The organism is Dyella monticola (assembly GCF_003363155.1).
Taxonomy (GTDB): domain Bacteria; phylum Pseudomonadota; class Gammaproteobacteria; order Xanthomonadales; family Rhodanobacteraceae; genus Dyella_B; species Dyella_B monticola.
Genome location: NZ_QRBE01000002.1, coordinates 270,964 through 296,178, shown reverse-complemented (window position 1 = coordinate 296,178; position 25,215 = coordinate 270,964). Strand labels below are relative to the sequence as shown.

At 61.7% G+C, this 25,215-nt stretch carries 17 protein-coding genes; 9 read left to right on the top strand and 8 right to left on the bottom strand.

Annotated features, from left to right (window positions below; translation table 11 throughout):
- The first annotated feature begins 19 nt into the window (after nucleotides 1–19).
- A complete protein-coding gene (locus tag DWU98_RS05025; RefSeq protein WP_115494399.1) occupies nucleotides 20–646 on the top strand; it encodes an OmpA family protein in 627 nt (208 codons plus the stop codon).
- A gap of 108 nt (nucleotides 647–754) precedes the next feature.
- Here DWU98_RS05025 and DWU98_RS05020 read toward each other — a convergent pair whose 3' ends face one another.
- Nucleotides 755–1,993: a LysR family transcriptional regulator gene (locus DWU98_RS05020; protein WP_115494398.1), complete on the bottom strand. Its 1,239-nt coding sequence runs from the start codon at nucleotides 1,991–1,993 to the stop codon at nucleotides 755–757.
- Between the two features lie 98 nt (nucleotides 1,994–2,091).
- On the opposite strand from DWU98_RS05020, the gene DWU98_RS05015 reads away from it, so the two are divergent.
- From DWU98_RS05015 to DWU98_RS04990, 6 genes are all read left to right on the top strand, one after another.
- Nucleotides 2,092–2,763, top strand: coding sequence for a 4-carboxy-4-hydroxy-2-oxoadipate aldolase/oxaloacetate decarboxylase (locus DWU98_RS05015; protein WP_115494397.1), 672 nt, complete (start codon nucleotides 2,092–2,094; stop codon nucleotides 2,761–2,763).
- The gene (locus DWU98_RS05010) at nucleotides 2,756–3,826 is read left to right on the top strand and encodes a 4-oxalomesaconate tautomerase (RefSeq protein ID WP_196239471.1); all 1,071 of its coding nucleotides are present in this window, start codon (nucleotides 2,756–2,758) and stop codon (nucleotides 3,824–3,826) included. Before DWU98_RS05015 ends, DWU98_RS05010 begins: the two co-directional genes overlap by 8 nt.
- Before the next feature lie 16 nt (nucleotides 3,827–3,842).
- Nucleotides 3,843–5,183: a C4-dicarboxylate transporter DctA gene (gene dctA, locus DWU98_RS05005; RefSeq protein WP_230474697.1), complete on the top strand. Its 1,341-nt coding sequence runs from the start codon at nucleotides 3,843–3,845 to the stop codon at nucleotides 5,181–5,183.
- Nucleotides 5,184–5,283: 100 nt separating this feature from the next.
- Entirely contained in the window at nucleotides 5,284–6,636 is a 1,353-nt protein-coding gene (locus DWU98_RS05000) for a carbohydrate porin (RefSeq protein WP_158544974.1), read from the top strand.
- A 28-nt stretch (nucleotides 6,637–6,664) separates the two neighbouring features.
- Complete coding sequence (locus DWU98_RS04995; RefSeq protein WP_115494395.1) at nucleotides 6,665–7,687, top strand: amidohydrolase family protein; 1,023 nt, start codon at nucleotides 6,665–6,667, stop codon at nucleotides 7,685–7,687.
- Nucleotides 7,687–8,577, top strand: coding sequence for an amidohydrolase family protein (locus tag DWU98_RS04990; protein ID WP_115494394.1), 891 nt, complete (start codon nucleotides 7,687–7,689; stop codon nucleotides 8,575–8,577). Before DWU98_RS04995 ends, DWU98_RS04990 begins: the two co-directional genes overlap by 1 nt.
- An 82-nt stretch (nucleotides 8,578–8,659) precedes the next feature.
- On the opposite strand, the gene DWU98_RS04985 is transcribed toward DWU98_RS04990, so the two are convergent.
- From DWU98_RS04985 to DWU98_RS04955, 7 genes are all read right to left on the bottom strand, one after another.
- The gene (locus DWU98_RS04985) at nucleotides 8,660–9,505 is read right to left on the bottom strand and encodes a sulfotransferase family protein (RefSeq protein WP_115494393.1); all 846 of its coding nucleotides are present in this window, start codon (nucleotides 9,503–9,505) and stop codon (nucleotides 8,660–8,662) included.
- A gap of 47 nt (nucleotides 9,506–9,552) precedes the next feature.
- On the bottom strand, nucleotides 9,553–10,560 hold the full coding sequence (locus DWU98_RS04980) for a LacI family DNA-binding transcriptional regulator (protein WP_115494392.1): 1,008 nt from the start codon (nucleotides 10,558–10,560) through the stop codon (nucleotides 9,553–9,555).
- A 16-nt stretch (nucleotides 10,561–10,576) separates the two neighbouring features.
- On the bottom strand, nucleotides 10,577–13,288 hold the full coding sequence (locus DWU98_RS04975) for a glycoside hydrolase family 2 protein (protein WP_230474696.1): 2,712 nt from the start codon (nucleotides 13,286–13,288) through the stop codon (nucleotides 10,577–10,579).
- A 4-nt stretch (nucleotides 13,289–13,292) separates the two neighbouring features.
- Nucleotides 13,293–14,681, bottom strand: coding sequence for an APC family permease (locus tag DWU98_RS04970; RefSeq protein ID WP_115494391.1), 1,389 nt, complete (start codon nucleotides 14,679–14,681; stop codon nucleotides 13,293–13,295).
- Nucleotides 14,682–14,842: 161 nt separating this feature from the next.
- Nucleotides 14,843–18,055, bottom strand: coding sequence for a TonB-dependent receptor (locus DWU98_RS04965; RefSeq protein WP_115494390.1), 3,213 nt, complete (start codon nucleotides 18,053–18,055; stop codon nucleotides 14,843–14,845).
- Nucleotides 18,056–18,250: 195 nt separating this feature from the next.
- Entirely contained in the window at nucleotides 18,251–20,587 is a 2,337-nt protein-coding gene (locus DWU98_RS04960; RefSeq protein WP_115494389.1) for a beta-N-acetylhexosaminidase, read from the bottom strand.
- Complete coding sequence (locus tag DWU98_RS04955) at nucleotides 20,584–21,600, bottom strand: glucokinase (protein WP_230474695.1); 1,017 nt, start codon at nucleotides 21,598–21,600, stop codon at nucleotides 20,584–20,586. Before DWU98_RS04955 ends, DWU98_RS04960 begins: the two co-directional genes overlap by 4 nt.
- 822 nt (nucleotides 21,601–22,422) lie before the next feature.
- On the opposite strand from DWU98_RS04955, the gene DWU98_RS21900 reads away from it, so the two are divergent.
- On the top strand, nucleotides 22,423–22,740 hold the full coding sequence (locus tag DWU98_RS21900) for a hypothetical protein (protein ID WP_158544973.1): 318 nt from the start codon (nucleotides 22,423–22,425) through the stop codon (nucleotides 22,738–22,740).
- Nucleotides 22,741–22,964: 224 nt separating this feature from the next.
- The gene (locus tag DWU98_RS04945; RefSeq protein WP_115494386.1) at nucleotides 22,965–24,902 is read left to right on the top strand and encodes a CocE/NonD family hydrolase; all 1,938 of its coding nucleotides are present in this window, start codon (nucleotides 22,965–22,967) and stop codon (nucleotides 24,900–24,902) included.
- Nucleotides 24,903–25,215 lie beyond the last annotated feature (313 nt).

Genomic DNA, 25,215 nt, shown 5'->3' with positions numbered 1-25,215 from the left:
CACTGAGGAGGATTCTTTCATGCGCGTCTATCAACGTTTTGCTTATCTGTCACTGACGGCCGTGGCTATCGGCTTGAGCGGATGCCAGGGCTACGTCAAGAAGGCCGATTTCGACGCAGCGATCAACGATCTGCGGGCCAACCAAACGAAGCAGCAGCAGGAAATCGACAGCCTGACGCAGCAGATGCAGCAAAAATTTGCGCAATACGACGCGAAGATTGCTGAAATGAACGGCCGTGTTCGCGTGGATACCGTTTCCCACTTCGCCTTCAATGACGCCACGCTGCGCGATCAAGACAAACCGCTGCTCGACGATTTCGCCAAGATCGTGTCGAAAAACTACCCGCAGGCCGTCGTGACCGTGGAAGGCTTTACCGATCCTTCGGGAAGTGCGGCGTACAACTACCGGTTGGGGCGCAAGCGTGCGGAGGCCGTGCGCGATTACCTGGTGAGTACGGGCGGCATGTCGGCCGACCAGGTGCGCGTCGTCAGCTACGGCAAGGCGGCCAATCGCCAAGTACTGAAGGGGCAATCGGGTGACAGCGGAGAACCCAACCGCCGTGTAAGCCTGGTGGTCGATTTCGCTGGCGCCGAAACGCAGGCGTCTCCGGCGCCTGGGCAGGCATCGGCATCTCCTCAAGGCTGAGGTCATCGCTATCGCGGTGGACTGATGGCCATTGCCTTCGCAATGGCCATCGACGCCGCGCCAACACTTAACCATTTCTTATATGTGCGATCGCAGCAATCGCCGTGCTCAGGGATAGCGGAACGGCCACACGATGGGGTCCTCGCGCTCCGCGCAGACTTCCTTGAAGGTCGCCACAAATTGAGCCTGCAGGCGGGTAGGGTGCCAGTCACCCCGCGTGGTCAACGCGATCCGGCGGCGCACGCTGGGGCCCGCGCTGCCGAGTTCGCACAGCAGGCCGGCGCGGCGCTCGATAAGCAACTGATCGGGCGACATCAGCGTCAGCCAGTCATCCTCCAGCATCAGGCCACGCATCACCATCACCGAACCGCATTCGATGCGTAGCCGCGGGGGCTCCATGCCGCGCTCGAGAAACATCTGTTTCCAGCGTGCGCGCAGGGGGGCGCCGGGGGCGGAAATCACCCATGGATAGTCGAGCAATCGGCTGAAATCCAGCGGCTTGCCGGCGAGCGGGTGGCCGCTGCGCGCGACGATGACCGGTTGGTCGTCGAACAGGGCTTCCTGCACCACGTCGCGTACTGGTACGGGGTTGCGCATGGCGCCGACGATCATGTCCAGGCTGCCTTCGCGCAGATGGCCGAGCAACTCCAGATACTGGCCTTCGATCACGCTGATCGTTGCACCCGGATTGGCGCGGGAGAAGCGTGCCAGTACTCGCGGCAGCAACACCGCGCGCGCCAGTGGCAGCGTGCCTAGCGTAATGCGGCCTGCGCCTTGCGAGCCGAGCGCGGCCAGCTCATCGAGACCGGCCTGCAATTCGCTGCGCGCCAGGCGTGCAAAGCGCAGCATGCGGGTGGCGGCGCCTGTAAGTTGCACGGCTTTCCCGCGGCGCTGCACCAGCGGAACTTCCACCAGCTCGGCCAGCTCGCTCATCGCGCGATACACCGCCGGCTGCGAGATGCCTGAGCGCGCCGCCGCCAGCGAATAACTGCCGCCATCGGCCACTTCCGTGAGCGCACGCAACTGGCTGAGCGTTACGCGTCGCTCCACCCCGGGGAGCGCGGTCAGGCGCACCGAACGCCTCGCCTGCTGCACGCCGCGCGCGATGTAACTGCTTGCACGCCGTACCCGTGGTACTAGCAGGCGAGCGGCTTCGGTGGCGGCCATGCCACCGGGGTGGCGCGAAAACAGCGCGATTTGCAGCTGTTTTTCAAGGCGCCCGAGCGCTTGCGTCAGGGCCGGTTGGGACAGGCTGACCACAGGCGATGCCGCGCTGATGCTGCCCGCTTCCGCCACGGCGGCCACGGCCAGCAAATGGCGCAAATTCAGCTCATGAACCTCAACCATGGTTCAATTATAACCAAACCCAATAGCTATTACGAAAATCCACCTTGGCGCCCGGCGCGGCCAGGAAGAGACTCTGCGCACTCAACGGAGACGCGGATATGGCCGTAGTGGTAACCAAGATCGAGCGGGCGCAGGCACAGCTGGCCGAAGGGCTTGCGCACGCCGGTGTCGCCACGGTGCACGAGGCGCAAGGCCGCACCGGCCTCATGCACGCCGGCCTGCGCCCGATCTATGCGGGTGCACGCATCGCCGGGTCCGCGGTAACGGTGCTGCTGCCGCCGGGCGACAACTGGATGATGCACGTCGCGATTGAACAACTGCGCGATGGCGATGTACTTGTCGCGGCCACCACCAGCCCGTGCGAAGACGGCTACTTCGGTGACTTGCTCGCCACGTCTGCACGCGCACGCGGTTGTCGCGGCCTGATCATCGATGCGGGCGTGCGCGACGTGCGTGATCTGGCCGCGATGCAGTTTCCTGTATGGAGCAAAGCCATCCACGCACAAGGTACGGTGAAGGAGACACTCGGCTCCGTGAACATACCGGTGGTGTGTGCCGGCGCGCTGGTTCATCCGGGTGATGTCGTCATTGCCGACGACGATGGTGTGTGCGTCGTGCCGCGCGCCACGGCCGCTGATGCGCTCGCCAAAGCGCGCGAACGCGAAGCCAAGGAAGAGGCGAAGCGTCAGCGTCTCGCCGCGGGCGAACTCGGCCTGGATATCTACGACATGCGCGAGCGCCTGGCGCAGAAAGGCCTGAAGTATGTCTGAGTCCTATCCGCACGAAGGCATCCGTACCATGTGGATGCGCGGCGGCACGTCCAAGGGAGGATTTTTTCTCGCATCGGAACTGCCGAACGACGTCGCCACGCGCGATGCCTTTCTCTTGCGCGCTTATGGTTCGCCCGATGTGCGGCAGATCGACGGCATGGGCGGCGCCGATCCGCTCACGTCCAAAGTGGCAGTGGTATCGCCTTCCACCCGCGCTGATGCTGACGTCGAGTATCTGTTTCTGCAGGTGTTCGTCGATCAAGCGGTCGTCACCGACGCGCAGAACTGCGGCAACATGCTGGCCGGCGTGGGCCCGTTCGCGATCGAGCGTGGGTTGATCGCGCCCAGCGGCGAGGAGACGGAAGTACGCATCTTCATGCTCAACACTGGCAAGCTCGCCACGGCCATCGTGCAGACGCCGGGCGGCAAAGTCACCTACGCAGGCCGTGCGCGTATCGACGGCGTACCCGGCAGCGCGGCGCCCATCAGCTTGAGCTTTGCCGATATCGCAGGCTCCAGCTGCGGCGCGCTGCTTCCCACCGGTCATGCGATCGATCGCATCGATGATGTCGACGTCACCTTGATCGACAACGGCATGCCATGCGTGGTGCTGCGCGCCGAAGACCTAGCCATCAGCGGCTATGAAGATAGGGCTGCGCTCGATGCCAACGATGTGCTCAAGGCCACGCTGGAATCCATTCGCCTCAAGGCAGGTCCACTGATGAATCTGGGTGACGTCACCGAGCAATCCGTGCCGAAAATGATGCTGGTTGCCGCACCGCGTGCCGGTGGCGCGATCTGCGTGCGTTCGTTCATTCCACACCGCTGCCACGCATCCATTGGCGTGCTGGGTGCGGTCAGTGTCGCCACCGCCTGCCTGATCGAACACAGCGTTGCCGCCGCGCTGGCCCGTTTGCCAGGCGGCCAGCGCCAAACGTTGGAGGTGGAGCACCCCACCGGCACCATGGCTTGCGTGCTGGAGCTCGACGCCCAGGGGCAGGTCAGGCGCGCGGGTACTTTGCGCACGGCCCGCAAACTGTTTGACGGCGCGTTGTTCGGGTGAGCATATGGAAGGCAGCGTGCACTTCAACGAGGTAGCAAGCATGGCGGTGGCGAGTAAACGGCGCGGACGGTTCGGTCTCTGCGGCCAATTGTGGTTCCAGGTTGCGGCGGGCACGGTCATCGGCGTTGTGCTGGGCTGGCAGGCACCTCACGTGGCGACGTCGATGAAGCCGCTGGGCGATGCGTTTATCAACCTCATTCGCATGATGATCGGGCCGGTGATCTTCGTTACGGTAGTGCATGGCATTGCCGGCATGAACGATATGAAGAGCGTCGGCCGCGTCGCGCTCAAATCGTTGCTGTATTTCGAAGCCATCACCATCCTGGCGTTGATCATCGGCCTGATCGGTGTCGAACTATGGCAGCCGGGCACAGGCATGAATGTCGATGTGGCGAGCATCGACACCCGTTCGATCAAGAGTTACATCGCCAGCGCGCACAATCAGTCGGTGGCCGCTTTCCTGATGGCGATCATCCCCAACACCTTCATCAGCGCATTGACCGAAGGCCATGTGCTGCAGGTGCTGTTCGTGTCGGTGTTGTTCGGTGTTGGCCTTGCTGCGGTGGGCGAGGCCGGCAAGCCCGTGCTCAAGGTCATCGATGGCATCGCGAAGGCGGTGTTCAAGGTCATCGGTTTCATCATGTATTTCGCGCCACTGGGTGCGTTTGGGGCGATCGCGTTCACGGTGGGGCAGTTCGGCACGCATTCACTGCTTTCCCTGGGTGAACTGGTGCTGGAGTTCTTTGTGGTCTGCGCGGTGTTTACCGTGGTGGTGCTTGGCGGCGTGGCATGGTGGTGTGGGGTAAGTCTTGCCCGCCTGCTGTATTACATCCGCGATGAAATCGTCCTGGTGGCCGCCACCACATCCACCGAAACGGTGATGCCCCGGCTGATCGAAAAGATGAAGCAGGCCGGCTGCGAGGAAGGCGTCGTGGGTTTCGTGATTCCGGCCGGCTACTCGTTCAACCTCGATGGCACATGCCTGTATCTCACCACCGTGGCGGTGTTTCTCGCGCAGGCCACCCACACGCACCTCACGTTCTGGCATGAGCTCGGCTTGATCGCCGTGCTGCTGCTGACATCCAAAGGCGCTGCCGGTGTCGCGGGCGCAGCCTTCGTGGTGCTGGCGGCGACACTGCAGACCACCGGCACCATTCCGGTCGCGAGCATCGCTTTGATTTTGGGGATTCACCGCATTTTGGCGGAAGGGCTGACCTTCGTGAATTTGGTCGGCAATGCTCTGGCCACCGTGGTCATCGCGCGTTGGGAAGGCAAGCTCGACCAACGCATGGTGGCGGAGACCATCGGCGGACGCGCGTTGCGTCAGCACTACGCGTCCGCGCACGTGGGCAGGTAGCAGAAAAGGCAGGCATAAAAAAAGTCGACGCGCGTCGGCCGAGTATTCATCCAATCAACAACGTTAGAACCTGGCGCACGCGCCGGTGGGGGAGGTCTTTGTGTCCGTTTTACGTAAACATGCTTCACAGCTGGCTTTAACGGCTATCGCTTTGGCGATCGCACCGGCGTTGGCGGCGCAAACGTCGGATGACGCGTCCGCGTCGGTCGCCACCCATAACGATGGTACTTCGCCACCCAAACCCGGAGCGTTGAATGGCATTTCACCCGTGCTCGATTTCGTCGGCAATGGCGCCGCCAATCCGGTGGGTGGTGTGCACAGCGGTTATAAGAAATCGGGATGGATCAAGTTCGGTGCTACGTTCGACTTCGACACCTTGTTCGGCTGGAAAGGCATGAGCATGGATGTCTATGCGGCCTGGTTCGGCGGTGGAAACCTGGCGCGCTCGGATATCGGCAATTCCATCAGCGCGCAACAAACGTGGCGGCCCGTGGCAGGCGGGCGCCTCACCCAGTTCGATATCAATAAAAAATTCGATAACGGCTTCTCCTTCACCGTTGGACGCATTGCGCTCAATACGTATTTCAACCGCTCGCCGCTCGATTGCGATTTCATGAGCAATGCCATGTGCCTGACGCCCTATGGGCCGATCAGCGACATCGGCATCACGGCCTATCCCAATTCGTCGTGGGGTGCGGTGACGCGCTATGACTTTCAGCATTTCTGGTATGTGCAAAGCGGCGCGTTCGACTACGACAACGTAGAGAACCTCGCGCACCGCAACGGTCTGGATTTTGATCTGGGCCACAACAGCATCGGCGTGCTGCAGGCCACCGAAATCGGCAATGAAGTGCCGGACGGCCTGCAGACCATGCCGCATGCCTATCGCTTCGGCATTTACCACAACACCAATGGTGGCACGAGCCCGTACTTCGATGACGAGGGAACATCGGCGGCCTTGGCGCATCGGCCGTTGGAGGCGCTGCCCGGCGGTCGTACCGCGTGGTACGGCATGGTCGATCAAACCGTATGGCGTGGCGAGGATGGTCGCAGGCTGCAATTGCTGGCGCGCGGTTTTGCCAATACGGGCAATCCGCAGGTCGTGAAGCAATTCGGTGCGGTGGGTGCATCGCTCACTGGTACCTTCCCAGGCCGGGATCGCGACACCTTGAACATGTTCATTTCCGATACGCGTTTCGAATCCCAGGAGATCGACTATCTGGCCGATCTTCGCCATCTGGCCGGGGGTGTCGGGGCGCCACATCGCAACGAATACATTTCCGAACTGGACTACGGTATCGCGGCCTTCCGTGGCGTGCGTATCATGCCTGACCTCCAGTACATCGTTAATCCCGATCCCATCTACGCCACCAAGCGCAAGACCGATATCCCCAATGCGCTGGTCGTCGGCTTGCGCGTGGACATCCACGTTGCGCAGATGCTTGGCTGGTAACCGTACACGCATCAAACGAGACACTCGCATGATCATTGATTGCCATGGGCACTACACCACTGCACCGCAACGCCACGATGCCTTTCGCGACGCGCAACTGAAGCACTTCGACGATCCGTCGCTGGCGCCGCCGGTTTATCCGGCTCTCTCCGACGACGACATTCGCGAAACGGTCGAAGCAAATCAGTTGCGCCTGCTGCGTGAACGCGGCGCGGATATGACGATCTTCTCGCCGCGCGCAAGCACCATGGCGCATCACCAGGGCGATGAAGCCGTCAGCCAGGCGTGGACACGCCATTGCAACAATCTGATTGCGCGCGTCGTGCGCCTGTATCCGGAAACCTTTATCGGCGTATGCCAATTGCCGCAGTCCCCCGGCGTCAGCATCACGCGCTCGATCGCTGAGCTGGAGCGCTGCGTCAACGAGCTCGATTTTGTCGGTTGCAACCTCAATCCCGATCCGTCTGGCGGGCATTGGACCGGTCCGCCGTTGACGGATCGCGCGTGGTATCCGTTCTTCGAGAAAATGGTCGAGCTCGATGTGCCGGCGATGATTCACGTATCCGGCAGCTGCAACGCCAACTTCCATGCCACCGGTGCGCACTACATCAACGCCGACACCACCGCGTTCATGCAATTCTTGCAGGGCGACTTGTTCAAGGACTTCCCCACGCTGCGCTTCATCATCCCGCACGGTGGCGGAGCGGTTCCCTATCACTGGGGGCGCTATCGCGGCCTGGCCGATATGCTGAAGCGGCCGCCGCTCGCCGAGCATGTGATGAAGAACGTGTATTTCGACACCTGCGTCTACCACCAGCCGGGCATCGATCTGCTGTTCAAGGTGATCGATGTCGACAATATTCTGTTCGGCTCGGAAATGGTCGGCGCCGTACGCGGCATCGATCCCACCACCGGCCACTACTTCGACGATACTCGCCGCTACATCGATGCATTGGGGATTTCCGACCAGGACAAACACAAAGTGTTCGAAGGCAACGCCCGCCGCGTCTATCCGCGGCTCGATGCCCAGTTGAAGGCACGAGGCAAGTAATGAGCGCATTCACCAAAGACCCCGGCTGGCTGGATTTTCATCCGCATCCCAGCAAGCCACGCTTTCAGCTCCCGCCTGGCGCGGTCGATGCGCATTGTCACGTGTTCGGTCCCGGCGATCAGTTTCCCTATGCGCCGGAACGCAAATACACGCCATGCGATGCGGGCAAGGAGACGTTGTTCGCATTGCGCGATTTGCTCGGTTTTGAGCGCAACGTGATCGTGCAAGCGACCTGTCATGGTGCCGACAACCGTGCCCTGGTCGATGCATTGAACGCATCCAAGGGTTGTGCTCGCGGCATCGGCACCGTGCGCGACACCGTTACGGATGAGGAGATCAAGGCGCTGCACGAAGCAGGTGTCCGCGGTGTGCGCTTCAACTTCGTGCGACGGCTGGCTGATCCCAAGCCCGACGACTACTACCACGCGATCATCGAGCGCATCGCGCCGCTCGGATGGCAGGTGGTGGTGTATTTTGAAGCGGCCGATCTCGCCGAACGCTGGCATTTTTTTGCCTCGCTGCCCACCACGGTCGTGGTCGACCACATGGGCCGCCCGGACGTTACCAAGTCGGTAGAAGGCTCTGAATTTCAGCAGTTCGTACGGCTCATGGCCGAGCACGAAAACATCTGGAGCAAAGTGACCTGCCCGGAACGCTTGTCGGCAACCGGCCCGGATGGCTACGACGACGTCGTGCCGTTCGCGCGCTATCTGGTCGAGCGCTTTCCCGATCGTGTGTTATGGGGTACCGACTGGCCGCATCCGAACATGAAGAGCCATATGCCGGACGACGGCAAGCTGGTCGACTTCATCCCGCGCATTGCCGTTACGGCGGAGTTGCAACGCAAATTGCTGGTGGACAATCCCATGCGACTGTATTGGGCGGATTGACATTCCCGGACGCGGAATCGTGCCTTGCTGAAACGAAAAAGGCCGCGCAAGCGGCCTTTGTTCGTTGTTGCGATGAGAAACCTTAGACGATGGGCACCTGGTTGACGTTGTTCTTCGGATCCAGCCAGAACGCTTCGTTCGCGAAGCGTCCAAAGATGTCGCGGGGCAGGGTGGGTTGGCGTTCGATCGACTGCACCTTCGGCCGGACCGAATGCAGGCCGGGCATGCCGACGCGGGCATCGAATTCGTCGGCGTGGTATTCGATGTGGTCGAAGTCGTGCTCGAACCAGGGTTCTTCCAGGAATTGGTATACCGCGCGCATGGCGGTGGCCGGATCGCGCACCAGGCTTTCGTAAGTCAGCATCAGCAAATGGTTTTGCGCGTACTGGCCGTAAAACGCTTCCTTGGTGGCCTGGTAGGCAAAGCCCACCATGCCGCGTGGATCGGTCAATGCCTCGACGCGCGAGTACACTGTGGTGTTGGTGTCGAAGCGAAATACCTTGCTGACGCTGACCGGCTGCCGTTGCACCAATCGCTCCATGCTGTCCAGCACCCATGCCAATTGGCGTACGCACGCAATGACCTTTACCCCGGGGAACAGCGTGTTGAGCAGTTGCATGCGGCTGCACCACAACCGGCTGGTATCGAACACCACGCCGGCGCCCGCTTGAACCGAATAGAAGTTCTCGACCAAGCCGCGCAACAGCGCAACGCGCTGCTCGTCGGAGACATCGAACGAAAAATCGTTCTTGCTGCTCGCTTCAGCCATCACCACGCCCATGATGTCCGCCAGCGGGCTGGTCATGCCCGCGCGGAAACGCGGATTCTGGTTGAGAATGGCGGCCAGCAGCGTGGTGCCTGAGCGCGGCAGCCCGGAAATGAAATGGAATTTCCGCGGCGGATGGCTGGCGTCTGGCGTGGCAGGCATGTAGGCAGTCTCCTCTGGATCAGTGGTACGGGCTGCGGACGCCCGCTTCAGGGCGCGGGTGCTGTGGATGCGCGCATGCGCATTTCATAGCCGACTTCAACCATGCGGGCGTCCCCCTTGCCCAGCACGTGAAGCAGCAATTCCTCGGTAGCGCGTTTGCCCATTTCGCGCACGGGTTGATGCACGGTGGTCAGCGGCGGCCAGACCTGCGTTGCGATGGTGGTGTCGTCGAAGCCGCAAATGGAAAGCTCGGCGGGAACCGGCACGCCGGCCTCCGCAGCGGCCCAGATCGCGCCGACGGCCATGTCGTCGTCGGCTGCGAAAATGGCGGTTGGCCGCTGCTTCAGCGCGAGCAGCCGGCGCGCAGCGGCCACGCCCGACTCAAACGAAAACCGGCCTTGCACCATGTACGCGGGGTTTTCCTTCAGGCCCGCGCGCTGGAGCCCGTCGCGGTAACCGGCGAGGCGCCAGATGCCTGCGCCGTGCTTGGGGTCGCCAAGGATGTGGGCAATGCGACGATGACCCAGCGACGCAAGGTGTTCCACCATCGCCGCGGCGGCTTCGCGCTCACGCAGCATCACGCCAATGCAGCCCTTGGGCTGGCGTGGGGCGATCGAGGCGAACGGCAGCTCGCTCTTGCGCAGGTGATTGAGCAGTTTCGCATGGTCGGTGATCGGGGGCGTAAGGATCAGTCCATCGGGCCGGTGCCGCGACAGGATGCTCTCGACGCGCTCGACGAAATCCGGTGCGGTCGAAACCAGGGGCTGCACCATCATGCTGTAGTGCTTTGCTTCGCACGCTTCCAGTACACCGGCCTGGACTTCCATGATGTAGCTGGGCGACAAGTTGTCGTACAGCAGGCCGATCATGAAGGAGCGGTTCGTCGCCAGGCTGCGCGCGGAGGTGAGCGGGCGGTAGTTGAGTTCTGCCACAGCCAGCAGCACCCGTTCGCGTACCGAATCGCGCACGTTCGGCTCGTTGTTGAGCACGCGCGACACGGTCTTTTTCGAGGTGTCCGACGCACGGGCGACATCGTTGATGGTCACGCGTGACATGGAAGCCTTTGCGTCTTCAATGATCTGTTCCCTGCGTGGCGGCAGCCGGAACGCTTTGGGTCGGAACGTTCCACCCGCTGACTTCGACGACAGGTGTGGCCGTTCCCTGCGATGCGTATCGCGCCGTCAGCGTGATCGACTCGCCGGGCCAGAGCGTGACGTCATTGTCATTCCACCGTATCGGCAGCGCAAGCTCGCCGCGCGCGCCAAGTTTGATCGATACATGCTGGAACAGCGCCACGGCCTTGGACGATGCGGGCACCGACAGCGTGACGGTGGTGACGTCGTTATTTCTTTCGCGCTGTGTGGTTGCGCGGATCTCGCTCGTTGCGGCGGGCAAGGACTTCAGCGAGGTCAGGTCCGCGTATTGCGTCACGGGCGTGAGGTACCAGTTCGAATGGGGCCAGTCGAGCACATCCGGTCGCGTGGGCAACCAGTAGACGTTGCGGCTGATCGGCTTGCCGTCCGAAGCGGTGAGATCGAGTTCGATGAAGTACACGGGCGAGAGGCCAGCGACGGTTGGCAGTGTCGTCAACAGCCGCGTGTGGTTTCCGGACAGATCGATGCCCTGCAGGTGTTTCTGGTAACGCACGCTGCCGTCCAGATTACGCACGCGGATGGTCGCTTGCAGGCCATGCACATCGCCAAGCGCGTGGTTCACCAGCACGATGTCTTTCGTATCGTAGGAATATTGGATGTGCACCAGCTCATTGGCTTTCTTGGCGCCAAAATACGCGCCAGCGGGATTCATGAAGTAGTCGTACAGATGCCAATGCAGCGAAGGCCACGCGTTGTTGAGCATCCAGTAGATCACACCAGTTGCGGGCTTGGCGGCATCCATGCGCGCGTTGAATGCCTCGAACTGCGCACGGACGTTGTCGTAGTTGTCGAGCTGGGCCTTGGCGACATAATCGGCAAGACTGGTGAGTGCGCCGTAGCGATGAGCGAGCGCCGTGTCGAACGGCGTCAATACGGCGAAGTCCGACCAATCCGCGGAAGCGTGGTATTGCCGCGCCTCCGGATATTTCCACAGTGCCTCCTGCTCTCGCGGTGACAGCATACGCACCAGGTCTTCCATGCGCGGGATGTCGGCGCCGGCACTGACTTCGGAGTCGAAACCGAACGCGCCGCCCAGCTTGTCGGCATACCAATAGGCGGGCGGTATCCAGGCATACGGACCGGCCATTTTCATGCCGGAAGGGCCGGCTTCGGCGGTCGCCTGATCGATGGCCGCCGAGACGATCGGCAACGACCAATCCGCGGCGCGCAGCGCATCGACGTACATCTTTGCGATATGCGGTGGCGGCGCATTGTCGCTGCCGATCAGAAAGCCGATCACGGAGGGATGGTTGCCTAGCAGGTTCGCCTCGCTGGTCATGGAGGCTGCGGCCACTTTTTCGTCAGCGGCCGTCCACGGCGCGCCGCCGGTCTTGGCTGCCGATTCCCATTTGTCGCAGCATTCCCAACCCGGCAAGATCATGATGCCGTTGCGGTCGGCCAGCTCGTAGAAACGCTGGTTTTCCAGCTTGCCTTCACTGCGGATGGCGTTGAGGCCGAGGTTGAGCACATAGCTGAACTCGGCCTCCATGCGCGCGGGGTTGTCGCGCAGGAACATGTCCGGCGCCCACCCGCCGCCGCGGATCAGCACGGGTTTTCCGTTGATGAAAAACTGCGCGTAGCCTTGTTTCGTCAGGCTCGAACTGACACTGCGTATGCCGAAGGTCGCTGTGGTGCGATCGGATGTCGCGCCGTCGACCGCAGCAGTCATCTCAAGCGGGTACAGCGGGTGATCGCCCATGCCCACGGGCCACCAGATCTTCGGATGATCCAGTGCGAGGCCCGGGGTGGTCGTGGGTGAGAACACGACGACTTGCGTCTGTCCCGGTGCGAGGTGGATGGTCTGCTGCAGGCGAACACCGGCCGCCGTGCCGGTGATCACTGCGTCATGCGCCATTGTGTCGAGATTGGCCGCGCTCACCTTCACGGTCAGCGTGGCGTGCGCGAGATCAGGCAGCGACAGCGTCGAACGAACCTCTGGAAAACTCAACTCGACCGGGCCAGTACGCATGATGTCCACGCCGCGCCATGGACCCATGTTGTTATCGGGGGGCGTCGGGTTCCAGTCCACCCAACCCATCGACAGGCTCTTTCTCGGATCGCCCGGATGCACACGCATGGCCAGCACGTTGGCGCCCGCATGTACCCATCGCGTCACGTCGAACGTGTGCACGGGATAGGCACCGGCGACGGCGGCATGATCGGCGACCAGATGTCCATTTATCCACAGGTCGGCGCTCGCGATCATGCCATTCGTGCGCAGCAGCGTATGCATGCCCGTGCGGTCTTTTGGCAACGTGAATGAGGCGCGGTACCACCACGGCGTCACGAACAGGTTGCCGCTTGCATCAGGCACCTGCACCGCACGCAGGTTGTCGCTGTAGAACACGTCGTTCTTGTAGGTGCCGTTCTCCAGCAATCCGGCCATGACGGTGGCTCGACCACTCACCGGATACCAGCCTTCGGTGGAGAAGCTCGTCGTGGAGATGTCGGCGCCACTTTGCTGCGCCTTCGCGCTGTCTTGCATTTGCCAATGATCGATGGCGGTGGTGGCCCCGGCGTCGGCGGTTATCTGAGTGGGCGCATACGTTGTTTGGGCGTGCGCGACCGACAACGACGATACCGCCATCGCGGTCATCATCCAAAACGCGTGCTTGGCAGGAGTTTGCATGGCGTCACTGTTTCCCAAGATAGGTTTCGCTTATTTCAACCGGCCCGAACGGCCACGACTGGTTGAGCTTGGCCCAGGCCGCAAACACCACGAGCCCAACGGCGATCCATAGGCCGGACAGGATCAGCGACAGCGTGGAGGCCGACACGTAGACGTAGATCCACCCCAGCAGAGCGATCACGCAGGGCACGGGATAAAGCCACTGCTTGTACGGACGCTCGAGATTTGGCTGGCGCTTGCGCAGCACGACCAGCGCGGCGATCTGCGCGATGGATTGCACGATGATGGTCGCGGCCAGCAGCATGTTGATGACTTCGGTCAGGTCGAAGAATGTACCGATAGCGGTTACCACGCCCATGGTGAGCAATGCGACGTGCGGGAAGCCGTGCTTGGTGTGCAGTCGTGCGAACACGGACAGAAATACCTTGTCCTGCGCTGCCTGGAACGGCACGCGTGAGCCACCGAGCAGGCCGGTGAACACGGACGCGAACGCAGTCACGATGATGAGCACTGTCATCACCGCGGCGGCCAGATGACCCCAGCTGCGCTCCACCACCAGCGAAGCCACCGATTTGGACTGGGCGATGTCCTGCCATGGCGCCACGCCAAGCACGCTGATGTTGAGGAGCAGGTAGACGACCATCATCGCGATCACCGAAACGATGATGGTGCCGGGCATCGTACGTCCGGGATTGCGCAATTCGTCACCGATGTAGGCGGTGGTGTTGTAGCCGAGATAATCGTAAATACCGATGATCAGTCCCGCGCCAAGCCCCATGAAGAAACGACCACCAAATACCCCAGCCGGATAGGTGAAGGCATAGCCCGCATGGAAGTGTGAGAAGCCCGCAGCCGACACCCCGATGACCGAGACCAGCATGATGATCCATAGCGCGATGGTGATCGCGCGCACCGATTCGATGCGGCGGTACAGCAGCCAGGTAACGATGGCGGTTGCGGCCACGCTGATCAGATGCAGCGGCCACCAGCCCAGATTGGGGACGAAGAACTCCAGATACTCCACCATGCCGATGATGCCGGTGGACATCAGCAACGGAATCGCCAACAGCATCGTCCAGATAAAAAGGAACGGCATCAGCTTGCCGGTACGGTACTGGAACGCTTCGCGCAGATAGACATAGGTTCCACCAGACCCTGGCATCGCCGCACCGAGTTCGGCCCATACCAGTCCATCGGCCATGGCCAGGATGGCGCCGGCGATCCAGCCGATGACTGCCTGCGGACCGCCCATCGCGGCGACCATGATGGGAATGGTGATGAACGGCCCGATGCCGCACATCTGCGTCATGTTGATCGCGGTTCCCGAAAACAGGCCGATGGAACGATGGAAGGCGTTGTCGCGAACGGGCTGTGGCGCGCTGGATTCCTGCATGCTTGCTTTGTCGTGGTGGGGTGCCAATGGCGTGTCGATGTCGCGGCTCCGGCGAGAGTAGGGTGCTTGCGCTTCATCGTCGCCCCGGCATACGCCGGGGCCCAGTGCCGTTAGCAGACGAGTGGAAGCGAGTTATTTGCAGTGCTCAGAAAGCGCTCCGGTTACCACTGGCCGCGTACGCCCAGCATGAACATACGCTCGGAGAACGTCGAGTGCGCAGGCTGGTCGGACCACACCAGATAGTAACGCTGGTATTCATTGGTGAGGTTGGTGCCGTCCAGGAACACTTCGACATATTTGTTGAACTTGTAGGAGATCGACGCGTCGAGATACTTCTGCGGCGCTTCGTACATCTCCATGCCGGTGATGCCGCCCACGCTGTCCATCACTGCTCGCCGCGAACGATAGTTGTACGCCAGACGAGCCTGGAAGTGATCGTCCTGGTACCACAGGATAAAGTTGCCCGATTCGGTAGAGTTGTCCTGGAAGGGAATATTGTTGCCCGCCAGGTCTTTTTCGCCGGAGTTGCTGGGTGCATAGGTGGCGTTTACCTCCATGCCCGTCTTGGACAAAAAGCTCGGCAAGAAGGTGAAGCCCTGGCGGTAATCGAACTCTGCGCCCTGGATGCTGTTGCCGGTGCCTTGCACGGGTTCGGTGATCACGATGCAATGATCGCGAACCACGCCGTCCTCATCGGGCAGGCTGCAGTTGACCACGCTGCCGTCCTTGATGAAGCTTTGCACGTTGATGCGGAACAGCGCGAGGCTGAGCATGCTGGTGGGGTTGATGTAGTACTCCAGCGATGCGCCGTAGTTAGTGGAACGCCAGGGATCGAGGTCCGGGTTGCCGGTCGAGGTGCCGTTGGCCACGCGGAAGATCGGACCCTGGGGCGTCTCCGCCAACGAGTAGTTCAGCTGCAGGCCGCCGCCCCAGGTGCTGAGATCCAGCGGCATCATGTTCTTGGACGCGGCCAATCGGAACTTCAGGCTGTCGGTCAGATCCAGCGAGAAGTTGAACGACGGCAGCACGTCCTGATACGTGCGCTTGGTGACGGCCGTGCCCGCTTCGACCGGCTCATCGCCGTACGCACCCGGCGCACCGCTCAAATACTGCGTGACGTTCAAGTTGGTGTGGATCATGCGCACACCCACGTTGCCGCTATACGGCATGTCGCCGATGGTGCCGTCGAAATCACCCTGCAGATAGCCCGACAACTCCTTCAGCTGCACCCCCCACGTCGTTCCCGGCTCAGCCACTTCGGTGGTGTCGGGGTAGAGCGACTTCCAGTACGAAACGGGATTGACCAGGGCGTTGGGATCCACCGTCCAGAAATTGATGCCCGAATTGAGCAGGTTGGTGTACTCCTTGTAGTTGCCCGACAGCGGTGCAGCGGTATTGGGCATCGATATGGCCGACAGCGGCCCCGCGCGGAAGTAGCCCAGCGCATTGCCCGCGGTGCAGGAGCCGCTATTCAAGACCACGTCGGCACCGACGTAGCGCACCAGACATCCATTCGGGTCGCTGGCGCCCATGCCTGCGTAGACCGGCGTTTCCAGCGTCCAGCCATCGTTGTCGGCGTTGCGGATGCTGTTGCGCAGGCCGAATTCGAGTTTGAAGCCGTCGTCGAAATCGTATTTTCCGTCGAAGCGCAATGCGTTCAGCGCCACCTGGCGATCGTAGTCGCCCTCGGATTCCAGCGTCTTCATGGTCCAGCCGTTGGGGTTGGCGAAATCCGCAGCCAGCGAGCCGGGCATGCCGACCGTGAGATAGCGGCCCGTGAAGTTCGCGATGATCGGTACCGTGTTCTGGGGAATGCCATTGGCGTTGAACACGCGGTTGCCACCCAACTGTGACGGGTAGACGAAGGTTCCGGGTGGCACCGCGCTATCGGGTACGCCGGGCATCAACACGTTGGGCCACAGCGCGCCGTCGGAGTCGGAAATGTTGAGGTCGGTTTCTACGTTCGACTGGAACGCCGTGTCACGGATGCCGCGCACGCTTGCCGTAAACGGTCCGCCGTCGTCGTAATCCAACTGCAGGTTGAAGTTCTTCGCGACGGAACTCTTTTGGGTGATCTGCGAGAACGACTCCACATCGCCCGGCCACTTCTCGTACACCTGGGTGGTGTAGATCTGCGAGCCCTGCCAGCCTGGCTCCGGCGTGCCGTAAGCGCCCAGAGCGGGGCTGCCGGTATCGCGCGACTGCAGCGGCACGTAGGTCGCGCCCTGCCAGTTGGTGGAATTGAATTGAATACCGTAACTGCGATCGTACTCGTGCTGTTGCGAGTAAAAGTAATCGCTGGTCAGGCTCAAGCCGTTGCCAAGATCCATCTGGAATGAGGCGTTGCCGGACTTGCGTTTGCGTTGCGTGGTGACGTCGTACAAGCTGATGTCCTGGCTGCCCATGAAGACGCCATTCGATTTGCCGTCACCATTGACGTCCACGCTGCCATCGGGGTTCTGCACAATCTTCGATGGAATGGGCGCACCGTTCCATGGCGTCAGGAAGCCGTTGTAGCCACCCGCGCTGGCTGCGTTCTCGCCGTTGAGCACCACACCGTACTGGTCGAGACCTTCGGTTGAGTTGAACCGCGTGGTGTTGGAAAAATCGGCGGAGATCAGCAAGCCCCAGCGACCGTGATCGTTGTACGAAACGAGGCCGTTGGCCTCGGGCCCCCATTGGCCCGTGGTGCTGCCGCGCTCGCCATCGGCGGAATAGCTGTAGGTAAAGCCGCTGGGGAGATCCCACGGGCGATAGGTATGCAGGTCCACCGCGCCGCTGATGCCTGCGTCAGTCTCGTTGGCGGTGGCTGACTTAACCACGTCCACGCCGTGGAACAGCGTGGATGGCAACATCGTGAAGTCGGGCTGCTGCGCGTCGATCTGGTCTGCCGTGATGAACACTTCGCCGTTCAACATGGTGCCGACCTCAGGCAGGCCGCGCACGTCCAGCGAGGTACCCACGCCGGCGTCGCGGTTGATCTGCACGCCGGTGACGCGCTGCAGGGAGTCGGTGATCGTGGTGTCAGGCAGCGCGCCGATGTTTTCCGCCGTGATGCTGTCCTGAATGTCCGACGCATCGCGCTTGAGGTCGATGGCGCGCATCTGCGACACGCGCACACCAGAGACGGACACAGTCGACAGTGTGACCGCATTCTTCTGTGCGTCGTTCGCGTTGGTTTTCTTGGTGGCGGGTGACGTCGGTGCCGGTGCGGGCGTTGGTGCAGGTGTGGCTTGCGTCGTGGTGGCCTGCGTTGTCTGGCCATTTGCCTGCGCATCGGCAGAAGTCGACGCTACCGCCGACGTCGAGACGACGGCGAACAACGACACGGTGATGGCGAATGACAATGGGTGCTTGCGAAGTACGGTGGACATAAGCGTTGACCTCGTTGGCGTTGCCTGTCGAATCTCAGGTGCTCCGTGGTATTGCAAAAACGCGTGTAACTCGGCGGCGCGTGCGGGTGCGCACGCCGTCGTGATGCAATCTTTCGTTGTCCCCAACTCTGGCTTCACGAGCCAAAGCCACTTGCTCCGTGTTACTGCGCGGGAGGCAATGCCCCCACGTACCGCTTATTTCGAAAACGTCATTCGTGCCAACGCCCACTGGCCATCACGCGGATCGCCGGTAGCGAAAACGCACAGGTCGCGAACGCCGGCCCCCGCCGGCATGGCAACCTTTGCATCAAGACGACTTTGCCCCTTTGCATGCACTGCACTTTCCAGCGGCAAGCGGGCGAGCAACGGGCCCTGGCAGGAATCGGCATGGATCTCGAACTCGCCACCCGCGTTTGTCTCATGGCGTACGGCGGCGTCCTTGGCCTCATCGCCGAAGCGCCATGCGATGCGCTCGACGGTGATCGCGACATGCGTGATGCCATCCAGTGGCGCCTGTGGCCATGCCCAGCACATGTTGCCGATATCTACCGAATAGACCGGACTCGGCCCTTTGCGCGGACGAGCGCCTTGCAGGCGCGAAGCCGGCTGCTTGGAACACGTCGCCAGCGCGCTGCTATCGCGGCTCAGCAAAGTTGTTTCATCCAGTGTCTGGGTACGTGGCGCGGCAAGTTCGAAGCCGTCCGCGGCAAACGTTGCGGCACGCAGCGTCGTGTTGTGCGGAAGCGTGAGCGGTTGAGCGTACGGCGTGGATTGATTGGTCGGATCGGAACCATCCGTCGTGTAACGAATCGTCCCGAATTCCAGTTGATTGGACAGCTCGACGCGGAGCGAGCCGTTGGCTACTGCGGTGACATGGAAGGCCGGCGCGAACGCACTGTCGGCGTAGCCGATGCCGAGTGCGCGGTAACGCGCCAGTTCTGCCGGCATGCGTCGCAGAAAGCCGTTCCAGTCGTGTGCGCTCGAGGGTGACCATCCAAGTTCCGACAACGCTGCCATGCGTGGGAACACCGCATGCTGGTCGTGCGCAAACGTGCCCATCTGTTCGGTCCACAGACCGCCCTGCACGCCGATGATGTGCTGCGCCTCAAGCGTGCTTGCACCGTTCGGGATGACGATCGTGTCGTAGGCTTGCTGCAGCGTCGCCGCGGGCGGGGGGGCCGGCCATTCATCGGGCAGGTCGGATTGATAATGGTCGAAGTACAGCGATTCCTGCGGCGTCATGACCACGTCGTGGCCTTGCTTGATCGCAGCCAGCGCCACGCGTTCGTTGTCATCGCCATGCCATGACATTATGACTTCCGGTGCCGGAAGCGTCGCGCCGGCAACCAGCTCGTCATCCCAGCCAACCGGTGTGCGTCCATGCGCGATGAGATGTGCGCCGACTTGCTGGGTGAACCAACCTTGCAGCTGATCCATGTTCGCCAGGCCAAGTTTGTGCATCTGTGCGCGCACGTCTGGCGATGCGTTCCATTGCTGCTTGTCGGCCTCGTCGCCGCCGATGGAGATGTAGCGCGATGGAAATATCTGCAGCACTTCGTCGAGTACGTCATCGACAAACTGCAAGGTTTTTTCATTGGGTTTGAGCAGCCACGGGCTGACGCCCCACTCGGTCCACACCGGTGGGCGCTTGCCAGTGACGCCTAGCCAAGGATAGGCGGCGATGGCTGCCTGCGAATGGCCGGGCAGATCGATTTCCGGCACCACATCCACGTAACGCTCGGCGGCGTAACGCACGATGTCGCGCGCCTGGGCCTGGGAGTAAAAACCGCAGTAGGGCCGATCGGCGGAACCGGTCAATTCACTGTCCAGGCCCACCGCCTCGTGGCATGCGCCGGTTTTCGTGAGCGCGGGGTATTTGCGGATTTCGAGGCGCCAGCCCTGGTCTTCGGTCAGGTGCCAGAGCAACACGTTGAGCTTGTTGAGCGACATCCAGTCGATCAACTTTTTGATGTCGGCTACGCTTTGATAGTGCCGCCCGGAGTCGAGCAGCAGTGCGCGCCACGCGAAACGCGGGTGATCGTCGATAACGCCGTAAGCCACCGCGACCGGCGCACCGCGCGTCCATCCGGGCGGCGTCAGCAATTGCCACAACGTGACGCTGCCATAAAACGCGCCGCGTGCTGTGCGCGCCGTGACCAGGATGCCGTCATGACTCACCGTGATGCGATAGCCCGCATCGTCGGTGACATCGGCACGCGGGTTCACAGCGAAGGTGATGGCAGGATGCGCGACGCCCGTAGTCGCCACGCGCAGGTGCAAGCCATTGGTGTCGGCCACACGTTGCACGAATCGCTCCACCACGGACTGGACCTGCTGGCGATCCATGCCCTGCAGCGTGACCACGGCACCCTGTGCGATGTCCAACGCGCCCGCTTTCGCGGGGCTGGCCTTCGCCGGCAATGGCAGCAGCGACCACTGAGGGATGGTCGTCGCTGCCATGCCCACGCCGGTGGTCACCAGCCATACGATGATCACGCAACGGAAAAAGGCCGATGTCGCGCTGCGGTTCATGCGCCCACGCCTCCTGCTGCGGCTTGCCGCAACGCCGCCGGCTGAGACGTGCCGTGCCTGAGATACCACCGGGCCGCACCGTGCACGCCGTGAAGTCCGTGCTCGGTAACCCGCACCGGCACGTGCGATAGCACTGCGCGAGCGCTGCGTCCGTGCAGGAATCGCTCCTCGAAAAGGCTGTGTTGGAGCAGGTCGAACAAGGAAGACAGAAAGCCGCCGGCCAGATACACGCCGCCTGTAGCCATGAAGGCCATTGCGAGGTTGCCGGTAAAGCTTCCCAGCGCGGCACAGAAGATTTCCACAGCCTCGACGGCATACGCATCACCGCGCGCGACCGCAGCCGTCGTGACAGCTTCGGGCGTCGCCAACGTCGGCGTTTCTCCATCCAACGCGCACAAAACCGCGTAGAGAGTCAGCAGGCCGGGGCCTGACACGATGTGTTCAAACGCCACGTAACCACCCTGCGGTGCCAGGTGCGCGAGGATCGCGCGCTCGCGTACCGAATTGGGTGCGAAATCCATCTGGCCGGCCTCCGTCGCCAGCACGAAGCCGCCGGCAGGGCCGGGAACGTGCAGCGCCGCGCCCAGGCCCGTGCCTGGTCCGACGATCAAAGTCGGGCCACTGGCGTGCGTGTTCGGTCCGCACAGGTGGCGGCTACCGTCGGCGAGAGGGCCATCGAGCGCGTATGCCAGTGCTTCGAAGTCGTTGAGGACGGCAACCTCGTCCAGGTCCAGCGCATCACGCAACTGGGCGAGGTGGATGGGCCAGGCGAGGTTGTCGTTCACGACCTCGTTGCCCATGATCTGGCCCGCGCAAGCGAGCACGCAGTGCTTCACCGGGGCTTGCACCTCGGCCTCGACAAAGGCTTGCAGCAGGTCCGACAGGCTTGAGAACTGCGCGCAGACAAAGATGCGGGAGGCGAGCATTTCGACCAGGCGGCCCTCATCGCGCGAGGCGCGCATCAGCGCAACACGCCCATGCGTGCCGCCAATATCGGCCACGAGAAACGGCATCGCAGGGATCCCCGCCAGTCGATCCGAATGGTCCATTGCCACGTCCAGCACGCCCCCGAGCTTCGCAACTGTTATCAGCCTGTAACGCAATTGACACCGGTGTCAAGCGGTGGCGCACCATGCCCGGACGGGGCAGGAGATGGCCGGCCGTAGGTCGGGCGGCGCGTGGCCGGCACGGATCGGTGCGCAAGCAGGTCGTAGGGAGATGTCCGCATGTGTAGCGGTGGAAGGGGCGGCGAGGTATCTGAGCACCTATCCGTGGAACTGCTGCGGCACGTAAAACCGCCTGGTAAACACGAAACTCGACACGGGCGTTGCCGCATGGCGTGTCGTGCGGCAACAAGGGCACATCGAGCGCGCAAGCGAGGTGGGTGAGTTGCTACGTCATGTTGCTCACGCTGGTTATTCAAAAGATCAGCGAGTGATTGTGCTATCTATTCAGGCCATCCGATCATCGATGTCACGGCTAAGACCTCATCTGATAAGAGGGAAGGTACGTTCCTAATGGTGTTTTCCGATGTGCGAAATGGGCCGCGTGAAACGATAGTCGCCGAGCTGCGCGATTATCCACGATGGCATCGTGGACGCTTGCGCTACGGGGGATGGATAGTCCTGATCGACGAACCGTCGTTATTGGAGTACATCGCATCGGTGCAGCGCAGATTGAATGATCTCTTGCACCCTTGTTTGCAACGGCAACCGCATCTGACGGTATTTGTTTGCGGATTTGAGCAGTCCGTTTGTACCGCGGACGATGACTTTTCTCAGCAGCAGTTGTGTGCGCAAACCCACGCATTGGATCGTGCGCGTGGACGATCGTGTTTGTTGCCATTGGCAGCGCCGGACAGTTTCGCCAGTGCTGCCTTTATCCCCGTGGGTGATCCGCAGCACCGGCTGGCAAGCTGGCGTGAAGTGCTGGGCAGCGACGCGCGGGAAGTGCGGCAGGCTGCCTATATTCCACACATCACCTTGGGTTTGTACCGGCAAAAAGTCACAGCGGACATTCTGCGGCACCGCTTGAGCGAGATCGAGCCGCCCTCAATGCCGTTAAGGGTGGAACGTTTGCATTACGCCACTTACGACGCACGCTTGCAGTCGGGTCCATTGGAAAGTCGATGCAGGTTGACACTGGACGCATAAGCTTGCGTTTCGATGATCAACACACGGGCCTTGAAGAAAACCAGAGCGTGTGCGTGCATGGGGTCGCGAAGAAAAGCTATGCTGGGCGCTATCCGGCGGCCTCCGAAGTTGAACCTGAGATCGAAATCCGATCAGGATGTAACGGCGGCAACCGGTATTTACATCGTTGCGGCAGGCAATCGTCACGGGTCGCGGACGCAACCATCATCATGAGGCTTTTGAACATGAAAACTGCTGCATTAAGGTCGGCGCTCGTTTCGCTGGTGTGCCTCCTATCCGCCGCGGCGTTTGCGGCGAGCCAGGATTCGGCGAAGGTCACGCCCGACATGATCCAGACCGGCTCGGACATCCCGGCACACTGGACGCAGCCACAGGGCAACTTCGATTACGTCCAGCGCGAAGTAATGATCCCGATGCGCGACGGCGTGAAACTCCACACCGTGATTCTGATTCCCAAAGGCGCGCACGACCTGCCGATGCTGCTGGAACGCACGCCGTACAACGCTAGCGGTTTCGTAAGAGAAAACAGCCCGCATATGGCCGACGCTGTGTGGTCGGGCGACAAGGATTGGGCCGACGGCAGCTACATCCTGGTCTGGCAGGACATCCGCGGCAAATACGGTTCGGAGGGGCAATACATCATGACGCGCCCGCCGGTGGGGCCGCTCAATCCGACCAAGACCGACGACACCACCGACGCCTGGGACACCATCGACTGGCTGGTGAAGAACATCAAGGAATCGAACGGCAAGGTTGGCATGATCGGTTCTTCTTACGACGGCTGGACGGTCGCCATGGCGCTGCTTCATCCGCACCCCGCGCTGAAAGTCGCGGCGCCGGAGAGCCCGATGATCGACGGCTGGATGGGCGACGACTGGTATCACTACGGCGCCCTGCGCCAGATCAACCTTGACTACTTCACCGAGCAGTCGAGTGTGAAGGGTTCTGGTAAACCCGTTCCGCGCGAAAGCTATGATGACTACACCAATTTCCTCGAAGCCGGTTCGGCCGGGGACTATGCCGATGCTCATGGTTTCAAGCAGATTCCCTGGTGGAACCGCTTCGCCGCGCATCCGGCTTACGACGCCTTCTGGCAGTTGCAGGCGCTGGACAAACTGCTCGCCGCGCATCCTTCCGACGTGCCCACGATGTGGCTGCAAGGTTTGTGGGACCAGGAAGACATCTACGGCGCCGTCCATGCCTGGGAAGCGCTCGACAAGGCCGGCCACAGCGCCAACAACCATCTTGTGATCGGTCCCTGGTGGCATAGCCAGATCAACCGTTCGGCCTGGAATCTTGGGCCGCTCAAGTGGCCCGGCGATACCGCTGCGCAATTTCGCCAGCGCGTGATGATCCCCTGGTTCAACCACTACCTGCGCGACACAGCGCTCGCCACGCCGCTGCCCGAGGCGATGATCTACAACGCCGTCGAGCAGCATTGGGACAACTTCAACAACTGGAAACCGGCTAGCGAACAGCAGCTCACTCCGCTGTACCTGCAGGCGAACATGGGGCTGGGTTTCGAGCAAGCCGGCAGCGGTGATGACAGCTACATCTCCGACCCGGCCAAACCCGTGTCCTACCTGCCGCGTCCGATCCCGGTCGACAACGAGGACCGCTGGCGGACGTGGCTGGTGCAGGACCAGCGCTTCGTGGTGGATCGGCCTGATGTGCTGTCCTACACCACGCCGGTGCTGACCAAGACCGTGTGGGTTCAAGGTGCGCCGATCGCCGATATCCTTGCCAAGACCACCGGCACCGACGGTGACTTCGTGGTCAAGCTGATCGATGTCTACCCCGGCACGGATCCGACCGATCCCACCATGGGCGGCTACGAGTTGCCGGTATCGCTCGACATCTTCCGCGGACGCTATCGCAAGAGCTTCTCCGACCCATCGGCGATCCCGGCCAATGTGGTCCAGGAATACAAGTTCCGCCTGCCGACCGTGAACTACGAGTTCAAGCCGGGTCACCGCATCATGGTGCAGATCCAGTCCACCTTATTCCCGCTCTACGACCGCAACCCGCAGACCTATGTGCCCAACATCCTGTTCGCCAAACCGTCCGACTATCAGAAGGCAACGGTGACCATCGAGCATGGTGCTGAGGGACACAGCGCGGTGCTGTTACCGATGGTGGCGGGTGCAGGCGGCGGCAACTGAGTAGAGATGATGGACTCTCGTTGAACCAAAGCCGGCGATAAACGCAAAGCCCGGTCTGCGCTCCCACGCGGACCGGGCTTTTCGATTTCAAACACACAAAGAAATCTAGAGCGGCAAGTGCAATTCCAAAATGCAACGCGGAAGAGCAGTGAGCATTACCGTTCGACCAATTAAGCCGACGGGTCGATTTAAAAAGTGTCGGATTGGGAGCGCGATTTCCAGCACAGTTCGACATGCAAAGGCTGACCAATCGCGGTTGTGCGCGCCAACGTAGACCTTGCTGCCGCTGCGTTGCGTAACTCGCGCGGAACTG